We start from the raw sequence: 15,678 nt of genomic DNA on the forward strand, positions 1-15,678 counted from the left end.
CGACTAGTAAAATGTGAAATAAAAAAGCCTGATATTACTTAGGCATAGCGATAATCGTTTTCGCATGCGCCAGCGCACTTTCCAGCGGCAGGGCACTGCGAGAAATCTTGGCCTGTAAATTGGCACCCAGCCATAAGGCATACAGCACCTGCGCCTGGGTCAGCGCGTTACCAGAAAGAGTGAGGCTACGATCTTCACACCCTTTTTCCAGCGCTTGTGCAAGCAGGGCGATAACGCCGCTTGCGCCCTTGTCCATTGCGGCGCGCATATCTTCCGACAGATCGCACACTTCCGCAGAGAGTTTCACTGTCAGGCAACCGCTGATAATGCCCTGCTGGCAAAACTGGTTCAGCGTCTCCTGATAGTACGCCAGTAGCCTGTCACGATAATTACCCGGCCCGCTGGCGAAATGAGTAGCCAGCCGCTGGTGGTAACCCGCATAGTGACGCTCAAGTAACGCCACGCCAAACGCTTCTTTTGAGCGAAAATAGTGGTAGAACGAGCCTTTCGGCACTTCTGCTGTTTTCAATAATTCGCTCAGGCCCATACCGGTGAACCCGCGATGCATACAAAGTTGCTCGCCAGTAGCCAGTAAGTGTTCGCGTGTGTCGTGTTCGGTATTTCTGCTCATCTCGCCACTCTAATAGACCGATTGGTCTATTGCAAGTGGCAATCAGTGCGCTTTAGGGCTTGCGCGTTATCAATGAGCAGTCTTCAATAGAGAGAGTGCATGCATTAACGGAGATGACAGTGCCAGAACAACTGGAGTTTTTTCCCGTTCAGAGTCCGTGTCGCGGTATCTGCCAGTCAGATGAGCGTGGCTTTTGCCGTGGCTGCATGCGCAGCCGCGATGAGCGTTTCAACTGGCAAAATATGAGCGATGGACAAAAACAAGAGGTACTTCGCTTGTGCCGCCAGCGCTGGCTGCGCAAGATGCGCGCAAACAAATCCCTTCCCCCGGAAGAACCTCAGCAACCTTCACTTTTTTAACCGTGAAAATGCGTATACTCACAGGAAAATGACCTTTGAGGATACCATTATGGTTCAACGTATTACTCTTGCGCCGCAAGGCCCGGAGTTCTCTCGTTTTGTGATGGGGTACTGGCGTTTGATGGAGTGGAACTTCTCCTCGCGCCAGTTGGTGAGTTTTATCGAGGCACATCTCGATCTGGGCATTTCAACTGTTGATCATGCCGATATTTATGGCGGTTATCAGTGTGAATCTGCGTTTGGCGACGCGCTGAAACTGGCTCCGCATTTGCGTGAACGGATGGAAATCGTCAGCAAATGCGGTATTGCGACCACCGCGAAAGCGGAAAATCAGCTTGGTCATTACATTACCGATCGTGACCACATCATCAAGAGCGCTGAACAGTCGCTGAGCAATCTTGCTACCGATCATCTCGATCTACTGCTAATTCATCGTCCGGATCCGCTGATGGATGCCGATGAAGTGGCAGAGGCATTCTTGCATCTGCACCAGAGCGGTAAAGTACGCAATTTTGGCGTTTCCAACTTCACCCCGGCGCAATTCTCACTGTTGCAATCACGGCTTCCGTTTACGCTGGCAACTAATCAGGTGGAGATCTCCCCGGTACATCAACCGCTGCTTCTTGATGGCACGTTGGATCAACTGCAACAACTGCGCATTCGCCCGATGGCCTGGTCGTGCCTGGGCGGTGGTCGCCTGTTTAATGATCCTGCGTTTCAACCATTGCGCGATGAGCTGACAAATGTTGCTCGCGAGCTGAATGCGCAAACTATCGAGCAGGTGGTTTACGCTTGGGTCATGCGTCTGCCATCATCGCCGCTGCCGATTATCGGTTCCGGTAAAATTGAACGCGTTAAATCGGCGCTTGGCGCCCTGGAATTGCAGATGACTCGTCAGCAATGGTTCCGCATCCGCAAAGCGGCGTTGGGCTACGACGTTCCTTAAGTAAAGACTTCCCGGTGAAATCATTCATCCTGGCTTAAACTGACAGGGTTAATGTATATCAAAGGAGGTCATATGAAGCGTTTTAGTCTGGCAATGCTGGCGCTGTTGGTCTGTGCTGGAGCGCAGGCTACCAGTGAAGATGTCGAGATGCATCTCGTCACTGCCCACGGCATTGGGCAGTCGATCGGCAGCGTGAAAATCAGTGAAACGGACAAAGGGCTGGAATTTGCACCGGATCTGAAAGCCCTGCCGCCCGGCGAGCATGGCTTTCACGTCCATGCCAAAGGCAGTTGTGAGCCCGCAATGAAGGAGGGCAAAGCCTCCGCAGCCGAAGCCGCTGGTGGTCACCTTGATCCGCAACATACGGGTAAACATGAAGGGCCTGAGGGTGTCGGACATTTAGGCGATCTACCGGTGCTGGTGGTCAATAACGACGGTAAAGCTACTGATCCGGTGATCGCGCCGCGATTGAAAAAGTTGGATGACGTAAAAGACAAAGCGCTGATGATTCATGTTGGCGGCGATAATATGTCCGATCAACCAAAACCGCTGGGCGGTGGCGGGGCACGTTACGCCTGCGGCATCATCAAGTGATTCGCTCTGTGAGCGTGCCTTCGGGCGGCACTTGTTCTGGTTGGGAAAGCGAACAGTAAAGGCGCCAGATAACTGACGCCAGTTCGCGCGCTGCAAGTTGATGGTGTTTTCCCCGCGTGACACAAATATGTTGTAACTCCGCCAGCGTGGCGGACAATGTTCGCTGCTGTACGCCACGCTCATTCATCACATCGCACAGTAACAAACAAGGAAATATCCAGCAGAATGGAGTGCCAGATCTCTCCAGAATAGATCCACTCACGCAACAGGCGATGGGCGATATACCAGAGCAGAAAGCCAGGCATCGCAACTTTAAATAAGGGAAGAAAATAGACTGATGCGCCGAAAACCAAGTCCTGCCGGGGTAAATCCAGCGAACTTGAATTCCACATCATGTTTATGAAGCCTGTATAGTCAAACGGATCGCCGGGCAGGGCTGAATAGTAAGAAAATCGATAAAGGTGCTACTTCAGAGCTGGGAGCGACTTCGCAAACTACCTGACCAGAACCGCAATACATTTGTCTTACCGATACAAATACTGCAAACTATTTTAAAATGAGTATAATAAGTTAGCAAGCTAATTATAAGGAGATGAAATTGGAATCGCCATTAGGTTCTGATCTGGCGCGCTTAGTGCGCGTGTGGCGTGCTTTGATTGACCATCGCCTGAAACCTCTGGAATTAACGCAGACTCATTGGGTAACACTGCACAATATTCATCAGTTGCCGCCCGAACAGTCGCAAATTCAACTGGCTAAAGCGATTGGTATTGAGCAGCCTTCGCTGGTGCGAACGCTTGACCAACTGGAGGAAAAGGGCCTTATTTCTCGGCAGACATGCGCCAACGATCGCCGGGCAAAAAGGATCAAATTGACGGAAAAAGCAGCACCGATTATCGATGAAATGGAGGCTGTGATTCGCAAAACCCGGGGTGAAATTCTTTCCGGGATCTCTGCGGAAGAACTGGATCTGTTAATCAAGATGATTGCCCGGCTGGAGCAAAATATCCTTGAACTCCAGTCGCGGGATTGAATTGAAAAAGCCTTGCAATTGCAAGGCTTTTTTATGTCTGAAGTGGTCTCAACAGTAACCGACAGTCTCCTGCTTAGCGCGGAGAAACAGTGATCTGGCTACCATTGCTGGCCATCACGACGCGCTGACCCGCAGAGAAACGGGTATTGCCCTGTTTCTGCACCACCATGATGGTTTTACCGTCATCTTTACGAATTTCCAGCTCAACGCCCTGAGTTTTGTTCATCGCACCCTGAACGGACTGACCCGCTACGCCGCCTGCAACCGCGCCTGCTGCGGTAGCCAGAGAACGACCTGTGCCGCCGCCCACGGTATTACCAAGGAAACCACCCAGCACCGCGCCGCCAATCGCGCCAATAACGTTGTTGTTATCGCCGCCCTGAATCTGTACCTGACGGACATTAACAATAGTACCGTAAGTGACATTTTGCACTTGTTTGGCTTCGGAGGCAGAGTAAACATCGCCGGAAAGCGTATCGTTGTTGACACAACCAGCCAACGTAAAACCAATCAGCGAAACTGCCAGTGCACGTAACATCATTTATGAATCTCCTGTTCACCATGAAACGCTCTTATGAGCATCCGTCATGCTTAAATTATATGGCATTTTTACAATGCCAGGTCGTATCTTCCGCCCAATCCTGGCAAAAATAATACGTGGTGTCTGTTTAACCCGCTTTAAACGAAGCGATTATAAACGCAGCCTGATAGGATTTCACTTAGTGCAAAACGTCAGGATTGTTAAAAAGTGTTTGTAGTCGATAGCGTTAATGGTTGCTTTATGGTGGAGTGTGACTTCTGAGTTACGCAAATTAAGGAAGGCGTATGAAATCGGGTCGCTACATTGGGGTGATGTCGGGAACGAGTCTGGACGGTGTGGATGTGGTGCTGGCGGCCATCGATGAGAACATGGTCGCGCAGCAGGCAAGCCTGACGTTTCCTATTCCACTGCCGTTGAAAGAGGCGATACTCGCAATTTGCCAGGGGCAGTCGCTCACGCTTTCGCAACTGGGACGACTGGATACGCAACTGGGGAAACTGTTCGCTGATGCTGTTTTGGCGTTGATGGATCGCGAGCATCTGCATCCGGAAGATATCGTGGCGATTGGCTGCCACGGGCAAACGGTCTGGCATGAGCCAACGGGCATTGCGCCGCATACGTTGCAAATTGGCGATAACAATCAGATTGCCGCACGTACTGGCGTAACGGTGGTCGGCGATTTTCGTCGGCGCGATATGGCACTGGGCGGACAGGGGGCGCCGCTGGTTCCGGCTTTTCACCACGCGCTGCTGGCGCATCCGGTTGAACGGCGGATGGTGCTCAATATTGGCGGCATTGCTAACCTGTCGCTGTTAATCCCTGGGCAGCCGGTCAGAGGCTATGATACCGGGCCGGGTAATATGCTGATGGATGCCTGGATCTGGCGGCAAAAAGGCAAGCCGTATGACAAAGATGCTCAGTGGGCAAGTGAAGGGAAAGTGGTGCTACCGTTGCTGCAAAACATGCTCAGCGATCCTTACTTTGCGGCAGCGCCGCCGAAAAGCACCGGGCGTGAATATTTCAACTATGGTTGGCTTGAACGCCATCTGGCCCATTTCCCAGCTATTCGCGCCAGCGATGTCCAGGCAACGCTGACGGAGCTGACGGCAGTGACCATTTCCGAACAGGTATTGCTGAGCGGCGGTTGTGAACGCCTGCTGGTGTGCGGCGGCGGCAGTCGCAATCCGCTGCTAATGGCGCGTCTGGCGGCAGCGCTGCCGGGTATCGAAGTTTCTACTACGGATGACGCGGGGATCAGCGGCGATGATATGGAAGCGCTGGCTTTTGCCTGGCTGGCATGGCGAACCCTCGCCGGATTACCTGGCAATCTGCCGTCGGTGACCGGCGCTTCTGCGCCGACGGTACTTGGTGCCATCTTTCCTGCAAATCCACGCCAGAATCAGAGTTAACCGGATTTTACTTTGGTGTTACATCGCTAGACTGACCGAATTTAAAGAGGGCGCTTAGCCCTCCGTGACCAGGACCGTCCGGAGATACCCAATGAAAAAAATACTGATTGCCTGCCTGCCCGCTCTGCTTGCTGGGTGTAGTTATTACAACCAGTTCGTTGAACGAATGCATACCGACACGCTGCTTTACCAGTGTGATGAAAAACCCCTGACCGTGAAAATTAACAATACTCGCCAGCAGGCCAGTTTCGTCTGGGATGGCAAACTACTGACGTTGCAACAGGGGTTATCGGCATCTGGTGTGCGCTATACCGATGGCGTTTATGTTTTCTGGTCGAAAGGTAATGGCGCGACGGTCTATAAACGCGACCGCATCGTGCTGAATAACTGTCAGTTAATCCCAGAGCGTTGAGATTTTCACGGGGGGGAGCATAATAGCCCTCCCTGATGATTATTTTTTGCTAACGCCATGTCTGATAACGATCAATTGCAGCAAATCGCGCATCTGCGCCGTGAATACACTAAAGGCGGTCTGCGCCGCAACGACTTGCCAGCAGAGCCGCTGAAACTCTTTGAGCGCTGGTTAGGGCAAGCCTGTGAGGCTCAGCTCGCCGATCCGACTGCCATGGTGGTCGCAACGGTAGATGAGAATGGCCAGCCTTATCAGCGCATCGTGCTGCTCAAACATTATGATGAAAAAGGGCTGGTGTTTTATACCAACCTGGGCAGCCGTAAAGCGCACCATATTGAGCATAACCCGGCGGTCAGCCTGCTGTTCCCATGGCACACACTGGAACGCCAGGTGATGGTAACCGGTAAAGCGGAGCGTTTATCGACGCTGGAAGTGGTGAAGTACTTTCATAGCCGCCCGCGCGACAGCCAAATTGGCGCCTGGGTTTCTAAACAATCCAGCCGTATTTCCGCACGCGGTATCCTCGAAAGCAAATTCCTTGAACTGAAGCAAAAGTTTCAGCAGGGCGAAATACCGTTGCCCAGCTTCTGGGGCGGTTTTCGCGTCAGCATTGAGCAGATGGAGTTCTGGCAGGGTGGTGCTAACCGTCTGCATGATCGTTTTTTATACCAGCGTGAAAATAACGCATGGAAAATTGATCGTCTCGCTCCGTAATCCCTGAAAAATGTTGCGTTAAGCGCTGGCACTCCGTGTTCCGGCGCTTTATGCTATCTGCCCCCCTGAAGTATCCTTTCGCATCTGGCGAAAAGTCGTGTACCGGCAAAGGTGCAGTTCCGTTTTATACATGGAGAATTTGATGGCAAGCAGTAACTTGATTAAACAATTGCAAGAGCGGGGCCTGGTGGCTCAGGTAACGGATGAGGAAGCGTTAGCAGAACGACTGGCGCAGGGGCCAATCGCGCTTTATTGCGGCTTCGATCCCACCGCAGACAGCTTGCATTTGGGGCATCTCGTTCCATTGTTATGCCTGAAACGCTTCCAGCAGGCTGGTCACAAGCCGGTTGCGCTGGTAGGCGGTGCGACAGGGCTGATTGGCGATCCGAGCTTTAAAGCGACCGAGCGCAAACTGAATACCGAAGACACTGTGCAGGAGTGGGTGGATAAAATCCGCAAGCAAGTAGCACCGTTCCTTGATTTCAACTGCGGTGACAACTCGGCAATTGCGGCGAACAACTACGACTGGTTCGGCAACATGAATGTGCTGACTTTCCTGCGCGATATCGGCAAGCACTTCTCTGTTAACCAGATGATTAACAAAGAAGCGGTGAAACAGCGTTTGAACCGTGATGATGTTGGTATCTCCTTTACCGAGTTCTCCTACAACCTGTTACAAGGTTACGACTTCGCCTGCCTGAACAAGCTGCACGGCGTGGTGTTGCAGATCGGCGGCTCCGATCAATGGGGCAACATCACTTCCGGTATCGACCTGACCCGTCGTCTGCACCAGAATCAGGTATTTGGCCTGACGGTTCCACTGATCACCAAAGCTGACGGTACCAAATTCGGTAAAACCGAAGGCGGCGCGGTCTGGCTGGATCCGAAGAAAACCAGTCCATACAAGTTCTACCAGTTCTGGATCAACACCGCCGATGCGGATGTTTATCGCTTCCTGAAATTCTTCACCTTTATGGACATCGAAGAAATTAATGCGCTGGAAGAAGAAGACAAAAACAGCGGTAAAGCGCCGCGCGCGCAGTATGTGCTGGCTGAGCAGGTCACGCGTCTGGTGCATGGCGAAGAGGGGCTGGTTGCCGCAAAACGCATCACCGAAAGCCTGTTTAACGGCACGCTGAGCGATCTGAGCGAAGCGGATTTCGAACAATTGGCACAGGATGGCGTGCCGATGGTTGAGATGGAAAAAGGCGCGGATCTGATGCAGGCGCTGGTCGACTCCGAACTGCAACCGTCCCGCGGCCAGGCGCGTAAAACCATCGCTTCCAATGCAGTGACCATCAACGGTGAAAAACAGTCCGATCCGGAATACACCTTCGTTGATGGCGATCGCCTGTTTGGTCGCTACACGCTGCTGCGTCGCGGTAAGAAAAATTACTGCCTGATCTGCTGGAAATAATTCACGTCATATCTCGGGGGAGTGAGAAATCACTCCCTTCTTTTTCGTCCCGTCATTGCAAGGCTACAAAAATGAAGAACATCCTCGCCATTCAATCGCATGTGGTCTTTGGGCATGCGGGGAACAGTGCGGCTGAATTTCCGATGCGCCGTCTTGGGGCCAATGTCTGGCCGCTGAATACGGTGCAGTTTTCTAACCACACCCAGTACGGTAAATGGACAGGCAGCGTCATGTCGCCCGCGCATCTGACAGAAATTGTGCAGGGTATCGCCGCTATTGATCAGCTACAGCGCTGCGATGCGGTACTGAGCGGCTACCTTGGGTCGGCGGAACAGGGTGAACATATTCTCGGCATCGTGCGTCAGGTAAAAGCCGCTAATCCGCAGGCGAAATACTTTTGCGATCCGGTGATGGGACATCCCGAAAAAGGGTGCATCGTTGCGCCAGGCGTCGCCGAATTTCATCTGCGCAACGCGTTACCGGCCAGCGATATCATTGCGCCTAATCTGATTGAGCTGGAGATCCTTTGCGAACATCCAGTGAATAGCGTGCAGGAGGCGGTGGCGGCCGCGCGTGAACTGATTGCTAAAGGGCCGCAGATTGTGCTGGTGAAGCATCTTGCGCGCGCCGGTCTGAGCGCGGATCGTTTTGAGATGCTGCTGGTAACGCCACATGAAGCCTGGCATATCAGCCGTCCGTTGGTCGATTTCGGCGCGCGCCAGCCGGTTGGCGTCGGCGATGTCACCAGCGGGCTGTTACTGGTGAAGCTGTTGCAGGGCACGCCGGTGCGTGAGGCACTGGAGCATGTAACGGCCGCGGTGTATGAAATTATGCTGACTACTCACGGCATGCAAGAGTACGAGCTGCAAGTGGTGGCAGCGCAGGACAGGATCGCGAAACCGGAACATCTGTTCAGCGCAACCCTGTTGTAATAAAAAAGGCGGGATCTTCCCGCCTTCCCCTTACGGCATACATGCCGCCCGCAAATGCACTGCGGGGCTATCAATCAATTACTGAATACCTTCCGCTGCCATCGCCGCCGCAACTGCCGGGCGTGCGGCAACGCGCGACATATAAGCGTCGATATGGCTCAGGCCTTCCATGTTCAGTTTCACCGCGCGCGCCCAGCGCAGCACCGTAAACAGGTAGCCATCAGCAATGGTGAAGTGCTCGCCGCTGATCCACTCGCTGTTTGCAAGGGCTTCGTTCACGTATTGCAGCTTTTTTTCCAGCAGAGCGCGAACCGTCGGTTTGTACTCTTCCGGCGTATCCGGGCGGAAAAGCGGCGTGAAACCTTTATGCAGCTCGGTAGCGACAAAGTTCAGCCACTCCAGCGTCTTGTAGCGTGGCAACGTACCGACCGGTGCCAGAAGCTGGCTGTCCGGCGCGCTGTCGGCGACATACTGCATGATTGCCACACCTTCCGTCACCAGCGTGGTGTCATCAAGTTGAAGTGCTGGGATCTGGCCTTTCGGGTTTATAGAAAGAAAGTCTTCGCCATTTTCCAGGCGCTTTTTCATCAGGTCGACACTTACCAGCGTCACGTCTTTACCGGTTTCACGCAGGGCAATATGCGATGCAAGCGAGCAGGCGCCAGGCTTGTAAAACAGTTTCATTATGCTTTCCTTATAGTTAATTTCGGGCATTAGGTTATTACGTCGCGGAATAAAAAAAAAGCCGCTAACTTACGCTAGCGGCTAAATATTTCGTGTTCCCCGCAGCGTTTACGCTGTTGCGGTTTCCGACGCTTCGCGCACGTTGTCGTCGCTCTGCGTCATGCGGTTCAGCTTCGGTGCAGCCAGGATCATCAGTACGGCAATTACGGCTGTAGCGATACCAATCTGCAGGAAGACAGTACCGTAGATGTCCAGTGACATCAGCGGGTCGGTCACGTTTTCCGGGATCGCCATCTGGTTAGCGACATAACCTGCGATGATGTTCGCACCGGCAGTCGTCAGGAACCAACTACCCATGATGAAGCCCATCAGACGTTGCGGTACCAGCTGCGCAACCATCGCCAGGCCCAGACCGGAAATCATCAGTTCACCAATACTTTGCAGAGCGTAGCTTGCGATCAGCCAGTTTACAGAGACGATACCTGCATCGGAGGCGAATTTTGTGCCCAGCGGCAGAACCAGGAAGGCGCCAGAACACAGCACCATACCGATGGCAAATTTATGCGGCATCGGCAGCGTATCGCCCATTTTGTTGTAGATGGCGGCCAGAATCGGGCTACCAATAATGATCCAGAACGGGTTCAACGCCTGATACTGTTCCGGCTCAAACGCGATGCCGAACAGGGTGTGTTCAACGTTGCGAATCGCAAAGAAGTTCAGGGAGGTCGGCATCTGGCTGTACAGAACGAAGAAAACGATCGCCTGAAGCATCAGAATGAAAGCCACGATCATTTTGCGACGCGCAGCGCCTTGCAGGGTGAATGTCTCTTTCGCAAAAATGCAAATAATACCCAACGCAACAACACCCAGAACCATACGGGCGATCCCCTGGTTGTGCAGCAGCCAGGTTGCGATGGCAATCAGCACTACGACACCGACGATGGTTGCCAGCAGGTAACCCATGCGCACCGGTGCGAAGTCCGGTTTTGAACCGTAGTTTTTCACCCACCGTTTACAGAAGGTGAAGTTAACGATGGTGATCAGCAGACCGACAACGCTCAGACCAAATGCCGTGCTCCAGCCGAACTTCGCGGCAAGCCACGGGGTTGCCAGCATAGAAAAGAAGGAGCCAACATTAATGGACATGTAGTACATGGTAAATGCACCATCCAGACGCGGATCATCTTTGGCATAGCAGGTGGAGAGCAGGGAAGACGGGTTGGCTTTGAAGAGCCCGTTACCGACGGCGATAGCCGCCATACCAATATAGACAATACCGGCGTCATGGCCAGACCATGCCACCAGTGCATAGCCGATCGCCAGCACAATCGCGCCCAGCATAATCACACGCTTGGTGCCGAGGACTTTATCGCCCAGCCAGCCGCCGATAGCGACCAGGCCGTAGACCAGAGCGCTAAAGGAAGAGAACAACGTAATCGAGTCTGCTTCGGACATACCCAGTTGTTTTACCAGGTAAACGGCCATAATCCCTTGCAGGCCGTAGTAACCAAAACGTTCCCATAACTCGATCGAGAAAATCAGATAAAACGCCTTGGGTTGTTTAAAAGCGTTCAGGCTAACGCTTTCGGTTGGTTTGTTTGCAGTTGACACATATACCTCTTTTTTTACATCCCATATTAACGGGAGTGTTCAGCGCGTGATAACCAGAATTCATCACGCTTATAGTTATATTGGGAGGGGGAAACGGTGGGTAATGTTCACTATCCTGGGCTTTCAGGCAATACCTTTGACATATTCTGTTACATAGAACTTAAGCATTACATTGCTCGGTAGTTGTGTTTGTTATTCAGAGTTAAATTTTACCAATGTAATAAAGATGGATTTTTCCACTGCAATTACGGAGTGGGATTGCATCATTAGCTATATGTTCTGCTATTTTGCTTGTGACGCAGTGCATTGGGCTGGTTAATTAAACATTAATGGTTATATGTCTTGAAAGTGAGTGATTAAACTTTGCGCTCAGACCTGAAGTTTTCCGCGCTAAACTTCGTTTTAACAACATATTAGCAATGTAAGTATAATCACACTTTAGTTGTATTTTTTTATTCTAAAAAAATGATAAGTCTTAGTGAATACGAATATGCGAACTATTATTTGTTCAATTCATGACTTTCCGAACGTTAATTCGTCTTTATGGGTGATGTGTAGAGATGTGAGTAATATCACATCAGTTATCTGCTGCAAATCAGCAAGTTCCGCCAATTTCCATTACTGCCCCATACGATAAAAGGGCAATAACCATGGCTTTGTAAACATAATGCCGCGCATTGCTCATGACATCCCACCGCGCTGCTGGCAGACTGCTGCCTGTCCTTTTTTACTGGAGTCAAATAATGAGTTTTCATCCGTGGCTCAATGCGTTACATCTTGTCTCCGCCATCGTCTGGATTGGCGGCATGTTAGTAATGGCGGTGGTTGTCGGCTGGAGTGCGCTGCAAAGCGATAAAACCTCAACGGTTGGGTTGTTGCTGGCGGTACGCCGCTGGAGCCGCAAAGTCGTCACCCCTGCGATGCTGTTGCTGTGGATGGCTGGGGCTATCATGGTTATCGCTCACGGTCAGTTTCCGCATCTCTGGCTGGTCGTGAAAATCGTGGCCGTGATTGCGCTTTCCGGGTTGCACGGTTTTCTCTCTGCAACGATACGCCGGATGGCGGCGAGTGAACCAGTGAAAGGATCTGGTGCAGTGCGCAATGCCACCACACTGATTATCGTCGTGGTGGCAGGGATTATTCTGCTGGCGGTATTCCGGCCGTTCTGACGGCAGTCAGAGTTCGGTTTTGTCGTCGTACTCGCAGAGATCTTCGATAATGCAGGAGCCGCAGCGCGGCTTACGGGCGATGCAGGTGTATCGCCCGTGTAGGATCAACCAGTGGTGGCAATCGACTTTAAACTCTGCCGGTACCACTTTCAGTAGCTTCTCCTCCACTTCTTCAACGTTCTTACCCGGCGCAAAACGCGTGCGGTTGGAGACGCGGAAGATGTGTGTATCGACGGCAATAGTTGGCCAGCCAAAGGCGGTGTTAAGCACCACATTGGCGGTTTTACGCCCAACGCCCGGCAGCGCTTCCAGCGCAGCGCGATCTTCCGGCACTTCGCCACCATGCTTTTCCAGCAAAATACGGCAGGTTTTAATCACGTTTTCCGCTTTGCTGTTAAATAGGCCAATGGTTTTGATGTACTGTTTCACGCCCTCAACGCCCAATGCCAGCATCGCTGCTGGTGTATTGGCAACCGGGTAGAGCAGCGCGGTGGCTTTATTAACACTGACATCTGTTGCCTGGGCGGAAAGCAGCACAGCGATCAATAGTTCAAATGGCGAACTGAAATTGAGTTCTGTGGTCGGGTGGGGGTTGTTTTCCCGTAAACGGGTTAATATTTCCAGCCGTTTTGCTTTATTCATTATGCTTTCTCGGGCGACGAGTGTACTGCGTCACTAACAGCGGCAGTGGCTTCCCGGCGCTTTTTCATTTTTTGATCGATAAGATATTTCACCGCCAGCATCATGCCCAGACCGATAAATGCACCTGGCGGCAGCATCGCCAGCAAAAACGGTGAATCGGTATGAAACACTCCAATACGCAGTACTTTTGCCCAATTGCCGAGCAGACCATCTGCGCCGTCAAACAGGGTACCGTTGCCAAGGATTTCACGCAGCGAGCCGAGAACAAACATCGCACAGGTTGCTCCCATGCCGATGGAAAAACCATCCAGCGCCGATAACGCCGGGCCTTTTTTCGCGGCAAAAGCTTCAGCACGTCCGACCACGATACAGTTGGTGACGATCAGCGGAATAAAGATCCCTAAAGACTGGTACAGCCCAAAAGCGTAAGCGTTGATCAGCATTTGTACCGCACTGACCACGGACGCGATAATCATCACGTAAACAGGAATACGGATCTCTGCGGGCGTCCAGCGGCGCAATAGTGAAATAACGAAGTTGGTCAACGTCAGAACCAACGTGGTAGCCAGCCCCAAACCCAGCGCGTTAGTTGCCGTGGAGGTTACTGCCAGCAGTGGGCACATCCCGAGCAACTGCACCAATGCGGAGTTGTTCTTCCATAGCCCCTGGACGATAACGTCTTTTACTTCGCTCATCGTTTACTCTCCACAACCCGGTAAACGGGAAAGTTGCTCAGGCAGCGTCGTTGCATACAGACCCGCGCGTTTAACCGCATTGACCACGGCGCGCGGGGTAATGGTGGCTCCTGTGAACTGATCGAAATCGCCGCCATCTTTTTTCACTGCGAAATGCGGGTCGGTGGCACTTTCAATTTTCTTTCCGGAAAAATGCGTGATCCAGTTGGAAATACGCAGTTCGATTTTATCGCCCAGCCCCGGCGTTTCATGCTGCTCAGTCACGCGCACACCCAACACAGTGCCGGAGAAGTCGGCACCGACCAATAACTGAATCGCCCCAGAGTAGCCATCGGGTGCTGTGGCTTCAATCACCGCCGCCACCGGCTGCTCATCTTTTTTGGCAATCCACAGATGATGCTGACCTTTACCTAACGCAGGATCGCTCACCAGATAACAGCTCTGTTGCAGCGCATTATTATAGCTGTCACCGGGGATCACCTGATCAAACAGCGCCTTTTGTTGCTGCGCAGCCTGTTCGGCAATCGTGGTTTTGGTCATTTGATTAATGGCCGCTGTCAGTCCGGTAGAACCCGCTGCGAACAGCGCCAGCGTCACGCCATGTTTACGCATTGTCTTCAGCATGGCGACTCCTCAACGATGCCCGTACACGCGTGGACGCGTGTAGTAGTCAATCAACGGTACGGTGATGTTAGCCAGCAGCACGGCAAAAGCGACGCCATCAGGATAGCCGCCAAAACTGCGGATCAGCCACACCAGCAAACCTGCCAGCGCGCCAAAAATAAGCCGCCCTTTGTTAGTGGTGGAGGCGGTTACCGGATCGGTCAGAATAAAGAACGCCCCCAGCATAGTTGCGCCGGAGAGCAAATGCAGATGCGGTGCAGCCAGCGATTGCGGGGAAAGGATCCAGCCAAGCGTGGCACACACCGCCAGCGAGAGCAGGAAGCTCAGCGGAATATGCCAGCGAATGGCCTTTTGCCATAGCAGGAATAGCCCACCGGCCAGATAGCCGAGGTTAACCCACTGCCAGCCTGCGCCCGCCAGCACACCGCTGTAGATCGGGTATTGCAGGATCTGCTCGACGCTGTGACCCGCATGCAGTGACGTTTTAAAGGTATCCAGTGGCGTAGCCTGGCTGACACCATCAATGCCAATGCGCAGGGTTTCCATGGTGGCACCCGTTGCGGTATGCCCGCTGAAGATCATCTGTCCCGCATCCATAAAGCCCGGTACGGTATGGGCAATTTCGTATGGCGGTAGCCAACTGGTCATTTGCACCGGGAAGGAGATCAGTAGTACCACATAACCGATCATCGCTGGATTAAATGGATTGTGACCAAGCCCACCATATAACTGTTTGGCGATAATGACGGCGAACACCGTACCCAGTACCACCATCCACCATGGCGCGAAAGGGGGAATACTGATCGCCAGCAGCAAACCGGTTAGCAGCGCAGAGTTATCCGCCAGAATCGCGGCCACGTTTTGTTTACGCAGCGACAATACCAGCGCTTCCGCAGTAAGGGCACTGACAATCGCGAGAATAATCTGTATCAGAGTTCCCCAACCGAAAAACCACAGTTGAGCGGCAATGCCTGGCATGGTGGCAAGTGTCACCAGCAGCATAATGCGTGAAGTCTGACGCTGGTTATGGGTATAAGGAGAACTTGCGATTCGGAAAACCATTTAATCCTCGTTAACAGCTTGCTGCGTGGCTTTTTTAGCCTGAACACGGGCGATGGCGGCAGCGACCGCCGCTTTGCGTGGATCATCATTAGCGGCCTGCGGAACCGGTGATGTTTCCTTTACCGCTGCCTGCATCTGTTCTGCTTTGCGCGCTTTTGCGCGGGCAACTGCCGCCTCGACGGCAGCTTTGCGCGGATCGACGG

General features: G+C 52.6%; 20 protein-coding genes and 1 pseudogene. 10 read left to right on the top strand and 11 right to left on the bottom strand.

Translation table 11 applies throughout. The features are described 5' to 3' along the window. Window positions 1-34: 34 nt before the first annotated feature. Entirely contained in the window at window positions 35-631 is a 597-nt protein-coding gene (locus GA0061070_RS15850; RefSeq protein WP_090137015.1) for a TetR/AcrR family transcriptional regulator, read from the bottom strand. Between the two features lie 119 nt (window positions 632-750). Between GA0061070_RS15850 and GA0061070_RS15855 the strand changes: the two genes are divergently transcribed. From GA0061070_RS15855 to sodC, 3 genes are all read left to right on the top strand, one after another. Continuing rightward, window positions 751-990 carry a DUF1289 domain-containing protein gene (locus tag GA0061070_RS15855; RefSeq protein ID WP_035889243.1) on the top strand — a complete coding sequence of 80 codons (240 nt, stop codon included), beginning with the start codon at window positions 751-753 and terminating at the stop codon, window positions 988-990. A 49-nt stretch (window positions 991-1,039) separates the two neighbouring features. Beyond that, complete coding sequence (locus GA0061070_RS15860) at window positions 1,040-1,936, top strand: aldo/keto reductase (protein ID WP_090137034.1); 897 nt, start codon at window positions 1,040-1,042, stop codon at window positions 1,934-1,936. A 72-nt stretch (window positions 1,937-2,008) separates the two neighbouring features. Beyond that, window positions 2,009-2,530 carry a superoxide dismutase [Cu-Zn] SodC gene (gene sodC, locus GA0061070_RS15865; RefSeq protein ID WP_090137016.1) on the top strand — a complete coding sequence of 174 codons (522 nt, stop codon included), beginning with the start codon at window positions 2,009-2,011 and terminating at the stop codon, window positions 2,528-2,530. Here sodC and GA0061070_RS25555 read toward each other — a convergent pair. Continuing rightward, a pseudogene (locus GA0061070_RS25555) lies at window positions 2,523-2,732 on the bottom strand (FUSC family protein); the annotation flags it as partial. The gene sodC and the pseudogene GA0061070_RS25555 overlap by 8 nt on opposite strands. Beyond that, window positions 2,710-2,925, bottom strand: coding sequence for a DUF1656 domain-containing protein (locus GA0061070_RS15875; protein WP_090137017.1), 216 nt, complete (start codon window positions 2,923-2,925; stop codon window positions 2,710-2,712). The gene GA0061070_RS15875 and the pseudogene GA0061070_RS25555, both read right to left, overlap by 23 nt. Before the next feature lie 197 nt (window positions 2,926-3,122). Between GA0061070_RS15875 and slyA the strand changes: the two genes are divergently transcribed. After that, the gene (gene slyA, locus GA0061070_RS15880) at window positions 3,123-3,563 is read left to right on the top strand and encodes a transcriptional regulator SlyA (RefSeq protein WP_090137018.1); all 441 of its coding nucleotides are present in this window, start codon (window positions 3,123-3,125) and stop codon (window positions 3,561-3,563) included. A gap of 73 nt (window positions 3,564-3,636) precedes the next feature. Here the strand turns inward: slyA and slyB are convergent, their stop codons facing one another. After that, a complete protein-coding gene (slyB, locus tag GA0061070_RS15885) occupies window positions 3,637-4,104 on the bottom strand; it encodes an outer membrane lipoprotein SlyB (protein WP_090137019.1) in 468 nt (155 codons plus the stop codon). A gap of 284 nt (window positions 4,105-4,388) precedes the next feature. On the opposite strand from slyB, the gene anmK reads away from it, so the two are divergent. The 5 genes from anmK (at window position 4,389) to pdxY (ending at window position 8,988) form a co-directional block, all read left to right on the top strand. After that, window positions 4,389-5,513, top strand: coding sequence for an anhydro-N-acetylmuramic acid kinase (gene anmK, locus GA0061070_RS15890; protein WP_090137020.1), 1,125 nt, complete (start codon window positions 4,389-4,391; stop codon window positions 5,511-5,513). 91 nt (window positions 5,514-5,604) lie between these two features. Beyond that, entirely contained in the window at window positions 5,605-5,925 is a 321-nt protein-coding gene (mliC, locus tag GA0061070_RS15895; protein WP_090137021.1) for a C-type lysozyme inhibitor, read from the top strand. Between the two features lie 57 nt (window positions 5,926-5,982). Continuing rightward, on the top strand, window positions 5,983-6,639 hold the full coding sequence (gene pdxH / locus GA0061070_RS15900; protein WP_090137022.1) for a pyridoxamine 5'-phosphate oxidase: 657 nt from the start codon (window positions 5,983-5,985) through the stop codon (window positions 6,637-6,639). 142 nt (window positions 6,640-6,781) lie between these two features. Beyond that, window positions 6,782-8,056 (top strand): tyrosine--tRNA ligase, encoded by a 1,275-nt coding sequence (tyrS, locus tag GA0061070_RS15905; protein WP_090137023.1) that lies wholly within the window; start codon window positions 6,782-6,784, stop codon window positions 8,054-8,056. Between the two features lie 71 nt (window positions 8,057-8,127). After that, a complete protein-coding gene (gene pdxY, locus GA0061070_RS15910) occupies window positions 8,128-8,988 on the top strand; it encodes a pyridoxal kinase PdxY (RefSeq protein ID WP_090137024.1) in 861 nt (286 codons plus the stop codon). Between the two features lie 78 nt (window positions 8,989-9,066). Here pdxY and gstA read toward each other — a convergent pair whose 3' ends face one another. Continuing rightward, window positions 9,067-9,672 carry a glutathione transferase GstA gene (gene gstA / locus GA0061070_RS15915; protein WP_090137025.1) on the bottom strand — a complete coding sequence of 202 codons (606 nt, stop codon included), beginning with the start codon at window positions 9,670-9,672 and terminating at the stop codon, window positions 9,067-9,069. A 108-nt stretch (window positions 9,673-9,780) separates the two neighbouring features. Continuing rightward, window positions 9,781-11,283: a dipeptide/tripeptide permease DtpA gene (dtpA, locus tag GA0061070_RS15920; protein WP_090137026.1), complete on the bottom strand. Its 1,503-nt coding sequence runs from the start codon at window positions 11,281-11,283 to the stop codon at window positions 9,781-9,783. A gap of 743 nt (window positions 11,284-12,026) precedes the next feature. On the opposite strand from dtpA, the gene GA0061070_RS15925 reads away from it, so the two are divergent. Then, window positions 12,027-12,452 (top strand): CopD family protein, encoded by a 426-nt coding sequence (locus GA0061070_RS15925; RefSeq protein ID WP_090137027.1) that lies wholly within the window; start codon window positions 12,027-12,029, stop codon window positions 12,450-12,452. 6 nt (window positions 12,453-12,458) lie between these two features. Here the strand turns inward: GA0061070_RS15925 and nth are convergent, their stop codons facing one another. The 5 genes from nth to GA0061070_RS15950 all read right to left on the bottom strand — a co-directional run. Further along, on the bottom strand, window positions 12,459-13,094 hold the full coding sequence (nth, locus tag GA0061070_RS15930) for an endonuclease III (RefSeq protein WP_090137028.1): 636 nt from the start codon (window positions 13,092-13,094) through the stop codon (window positions 12,459-12,461). Further along, window positions 13,094-13,789 carry an electron transport complex subunit E gene (locus GA0061070_RS15935; RefSeq protein WP_090137029.1) on the bottom strand — a complete coding sequence of 232 codons (696 nt, stop codon included), beginning with the start codon at window positions 13,787-13,789 and terminating at the stop codon, window positions 13,094-13,096. The genes nth and GA0061070_RS15935 overlap by 1 nt, the downstream gene beginning before the upstream one ends. Window positions 13,790-13,792: 3 nt before the next feature. Further along, entirely contained in the window at window positions 13,793-14,413 is a 621-nt protein-coding gene (gene rsxG, locus GA0061070_RS15940) for an electron transport complex subunit RsxG (protein ID WP_090137030.1), read from the bottom strand. Between the two features lie 9 nt (window positions 14,414-14,422). Then, the gene (gene rsxD / locus GA0061070_RS15945) at window positions 14,423-15,475 is read right to left on the bottom strand and encodes an electron transport complex subunit RsxD (protein ID WP_090137031.1); all 1,053 of its coding nucleotides are present in this window, start codon (window positions 15,473-15,475) and stop codon (window positions 14,423-14,425) included. Next, window positions 15,476-15,678, bottom strand: a 203-nt coding sequence (locus GA0061070_RS15950) for an electron transporter RnfC (RefSeq protein ID WP_090137032.1), incomplete at its 5' end; no start/stop codon positions are given.

The sequence above is a fragment of the Kosakonia oryziphila genome (genome assembly GCF_900094795.1).
GTDB lineage: Bacteria > Pseudomonadota > Gammaproteobacteria > Enterobacterales > Enterobacteriaceae > Kosakonia > Kosakonia oryziphila.

What these genes read in the sequence shown, in the direction of transcription:
- GA0061070_RS15850 (WP_090137015.1), bottom strand. Translation starts at nt 631, where the DNA reads ATGAGCAGAAATACCGAACACGACACACGCGAACACTTACTGGCTACT.
- GA0061070_RS15860 (WP_090137034.1), top strand. Translation starts at nt 1,040, where the DNA reads ATGGTTCAACGTATTACTCTTGCGCCGCAAGGCCCGGAGTTCTCTCGT.
- sodC (WP_090137016.1), top strand. Translation starts at nt 2,009, where the DNA reads ATGAAGCGTTTTAGTCTGGCAATGCTGGCGCTGTTGGTCTGTGCTGGA.
- GA0061070_RS15875 (WP_090137017.1), bottom strand. Translation starts at nt 2,925, where the DNA reads ATGATGTGGAATTCAAGTTCGCTGGATTTACCCCGGCAGGACTTGGTT.
- slyA (WP_090137018.1), top strand. Translation starts at nt 3,123, where the DNA reads ATGAAATTGGAATCGCCATTAGGTTCTGATCTGGCGCGCTTAGTGCGC.
- slyB (WP_090137019.1), bottom strand. Translation starts at nt 4,104, where the DNA reads ATGATGTTACGTGCACTGGCAGTTTCGCTGATTGGTTTTACGTTGGCT.
- anmK (WP_090137020.1), top strand. Translation starts at nt 4,389, where the DNA reads ATGAAATCGGGTCGCTACATTGGGGTGATGTCGGGAACGAGTCTGGAC.
- mliC (WP_090137021.1), top strand. Translation starts at nt 5,605, where the DNA reads ATGAAAAAAATACTGATTGCCTGCCTGCCCGCTCTGCTTGCTGGGTGT.
- pdxH (WP_090137022.1), top strand. Translation starts at nt 5,983, where the DNA reads ATGTCTGATAACGATCAATTGCAGCAAATCGCGCATCTGCGCCGTGAA.
- tyrS (WP_090137023.1), top strand. Translation starts at nt 6,782, where the DNA reads ATGGCAAGCAGTAACTTGATTAAACAATTGCAAGAGCGGGGCCTGGTG.
- pdxY (WP_090137024.1), top strand. Translation starts at nt 8,128, where the DNA reads ATGAAGAACATCCTCGCCATTCAATCGCATGTGGTCTTTGGGCATGCG.
- gstA (WP_090137025.1), bottom strand. Translation starts at nt 9,672, where the DNA reads ATGAAACTGTTTTACAAGCCTGGCGCCTGCTCGCTTGCATCGCATATT.
- GA0061070_RS15925 (WP_090137027.1), top strand. Translation starts at nt 12,027, where the DNA reads ATGAGTTTTCATCCGTGGCTCAATGCGTTACATCTTGTCTCCGCCATC.
- nth (WP_090137028.1), bottom strand. Translation starts at nt 13,094, where the DNA reads ATGAATAAAGCAAAACGGCTGGAAATATTAACCCGTTTACGGGAAAAC.
- GA0061070_RS15935 (WP_090137029.1), bottom strand. Translation starts at nt 13,789, where the DNA reads ATGAGCGAAGTAAAAGACGTTATCGTCCAGGGGCTATGGAAGAACAAC.
- rsxG (WP_090137030.1), bottom strand. Translation starts at nt 14,413, where the DNA reads ATGCTGAAGACAATGCGTAAACATGGCGTGACGCTGGCGCTGTTCGCA.
- rsxD (WP_090137031.1), bottom strand. Translation starts at nt 15,475, where the DNA reads ATGGTTTTCCGAATCGCAAGTTCTCCTTATACCCATAACCAGCGTCAG.